This window comes from Pseudomonas sp. FH1 (assembly GCF_000510895.2).
Classification (GTDB): domain Bacteria; phylum Pseudomonadota; class Gammaproteobacteria; order Pseudomonadales; family Pseudomonadaceae; genus Aquipseudomonas; species Aquipseudomonas azotoformans_A.
This window is the reverse complement of the sequence record NZ_AOHM01000073.1, coordinates 1-2,557: the sequence shown is the minus strand read 5'-3', so window position 1 is coordinate 2,557 and position 2,557 is coordinate 1. Positions and strand designations below refer to the sequence as shown.

The window sequence follows — 2,557 nt, the reverse complement described above, 5'->3', positions numbered from 1 at the left end:
CTTAAACGTATCAGGCATTGGTTGCGGTAGCTGCGTCAGCAAAATCACTAAAGCGATTCAATCGTTGGACAGCGAGGCTAAAGTTTCCGTGGATCGCGCGGCAGGTAAGGTAAGCGTTGAAAGTAGCGAAAACCCAGAGCAAGTTCGTAAAGCTGTCGAATCACTCGGTTTCCCATCGCAAATCAGCGCTTAAGGCGCTGATTTCATTGTTGGGTAAATTTTACTAATCACCTCGCAGAGCTTTAAGCAGCCCCTTAAATGCTCCGTTCAATCTATTAAAAGCGCTTTCAAAATGAATTTCGTTCTCAGTAAACTTTGCAACTTCAAGCTGTGCATCCACAGTATTTTGATCAATTGAAGGTTGGTAAGGCGTGCTGTAAAACAAAGCATCACGTTGACCATCACTTGCTGATTCGTTAATGGCAATATGTTTTATGTTTGTTGTTTTCAAAGAGAATGGAGAATTCAAGCCTCGTGTTGTCTGGCTGGCGAGCACAGCAGAAAACTCCAAATCTCTAGCCTTAAAGTTAGGAGTATCGGCGTTAGCGATATTATTGCTAAGTACCTCGGCTCTTTGGCTGCGATAAACTAACGCTCTTTCGGCGGAGCCAAGCGCTTTTTCAAAATTAATGCTCACAAGCGGCCACCTTCCGTTACGCTACTATTTCCAATTTTCACCTATATCAAACACTTATGTGTTGAATGTGGTGCGTCTAAGTCGACTTATAACTCCGGTGCAAATTCAAAAAACGTCAAGCCCTGTGAAAGTGACCGAAAGCACAGAACACCGAACGGCTAAATTTTAGGAGATTGGTTTCAGCGAACTCCGACAGTGGATAGACCATACGGATTAAGTACATCGCACCTCAAGAGAAATATCGGAACCTGACACAACTGTAATATTGGCCTAAGCTGCCTGACAGGGAATCAGTCTTATAGTCTTATTGAGCCTTAAGCTCTTCCCTGAGCATCAACTTTGTTGTGGATTCAGGGGCTACCATCTATCAGAGGAAACCCAAATGAACCCTATTGAACCCTATCAAAACCTTGTTCGTCATCGCTGCTCTGACCGTATCTTCTTTTGCTATGGCTGAAGGCGGAGGTGACCGCACTTTCGAACGTATGGAAGCGGCCAGGAGTAACTCGATGGAATCGTACCAAGTAGCCCAAACGAAAAATGCCCAGCCTCCTGTCGCGGAAAGCAAAGCCAGGGCGATGGACCACAAAAATTGCTAAATATTTGAGCTACGCTCACAAGCTGACAGAAATGTAATCACTGTGGTGGTTTAAATGTGGCAACTTCTGAGCTCGCTTACCGTTTGAGTTCGTCTTTTGTAACGGTGAGTGAGTCTCATCCAGACAATTCATTTGTTGTTTCGCGCGGCTTCCCTTTTGACTGATTGGACATAACGGCATGCACTCCAAAACCTCTAGGCGGACATTCGTGAAAGGCTTGGCCGCTGGTGGCATTCTCGGCGGCCTTGGCCTTTGGCGCACTCCTGTATGGGCGGTGACAAGTCCTGGTATGCCGAGCGTACTCTCCGGTAACGAATTTGATCTGTTTATTGGTGAAAGCCCTGTAAACATCACAGGCTCGCCTCGCACAGCTATGACCATCAACGGATCATTGCCCGGACCTTTGCTGCGTTGGCGTGAGGGGGAGACCGTCACTCTGCGTGTAAAAAACCGTCTAGACCAAGACACATCAATCCATTGGCACGGGATCATCCTACCCGCCAACATGGACGGTGTGCCTGGCTTGAGCTTCCATGGCATCGCACCCGATGGCATGTACGAATACAAATTCAAGCTTCATCAGAACGGAACCTACTGGTATCACAGCCACTCGGGTTTGCAGGAGCAGGCAGGCGTTTACGGTCCAATCGTCATCGATTCGAAAGAACCTGAACCGTTTCAATACGATCGCGACTACGTGGTGATGTTGACTGACTGGACCGACGAAGATCCCAGTCGCGTTATGGCGAAGCTCAAGAAACAATCGGGCTATTACAACCATCACAAGCGCACCGTCGGAGACTTCATAGACGATGTCAGCAGCAAAGGTTGGTCTTCGACGGTAGCAGATCGAAAGATGTGGGCTGAGATGAACATGAGTCCTACTGACCTCGGCGATGTCAGCGCGGATACCTATACCTATCTCATGAATGGCCAGGCACCCAACGGTAACTGGACTGGTATTTTCAAACCGGGTGAGAAACTCCGTCTGCGCTTTATCAACGGCTCCGCCATGAGCTATTTCGACGTCCGCATTCCTGGGTTGAAGATGACCGTGGTTGCCGCAGACGGTCAACATGTCAAGCCGGTGAGCGTCGACGAGTTTCGTATTGCGGTAGCTGAAACATATGACGTTATTGTGGAGACTGCTACTGATGAGGCTTACACCATCTTCGCTCAGTCTATGGATCGCACAGGTTACGCCAGCGGAACACTTGCAGTGCGTGACGGCCTAAAGGCACCGATACCTGCGATTGACCCACGTCCTATAGTAACTATGGATGACATGGGGATGGGCGGTATGGCTGGTATGGACCATGGC

4 protein-coding genes are annotated in these 2,557 nt (G+C 48.6%); 3 read left to right on the top strand and 1 reads right to left on the bottom strand.

What is annotated here, in order from left to right; all coding sequences use genetic code 11:
• Positions 1-193 (top strand): heavy metal-associated domain-containing protein (locus tag H096_RS33475; protein ID WP_241495527.1); only part of this gene is annotated, 193 nt, incomplete at its 5' end.
• A 30-nt stretch (positions 194-223) separates the two neighbouring features.
• On the opposite strand, the gene flgB is transcribed toward H096_RS33475, so the two are convergent.
• Positions 224-637: a flagellar basal body rod protein FlgB gene (gene flgB / locus H096_RS33470; RefSeq protein WP_080761982.1), complete on the bottom strand. Its 414-nt coding sequence runs from the start codon at positions 635-637 to the stop codon at positions 224-226.
• A 392-nt stretch (positions 638-1,029) separates the two neighbouring features.
• Between flgB and H096_RS34585 the strand changes: the two genes are divergently transcribed.
• Both H096_RS34585 and H096_RS21825 read left to right on the top strand, forming a co-directional pair.
• On the top strand, positions 1,030-1,236 hold the full coding sequence (locus H096_RS34585) for a co-regulatory protein PtrA N-terminal domain-containing protein (protein ID WP_032856636.1): 207 nt from the start codon (positions 1,030-1,032) through the stop codon (positions 1,234-1,236).
• A gap of 178 nt (positions 1,237-1,414) precedes the next feature.
• The coding region (locus H096_RS21825) for a copper resistance system multicopper oxidase (RefSeq protein ID WP_033901418.1) at positions 1,415-2,557 on the top strand (1,143 nt) is incomplete at its 3' end.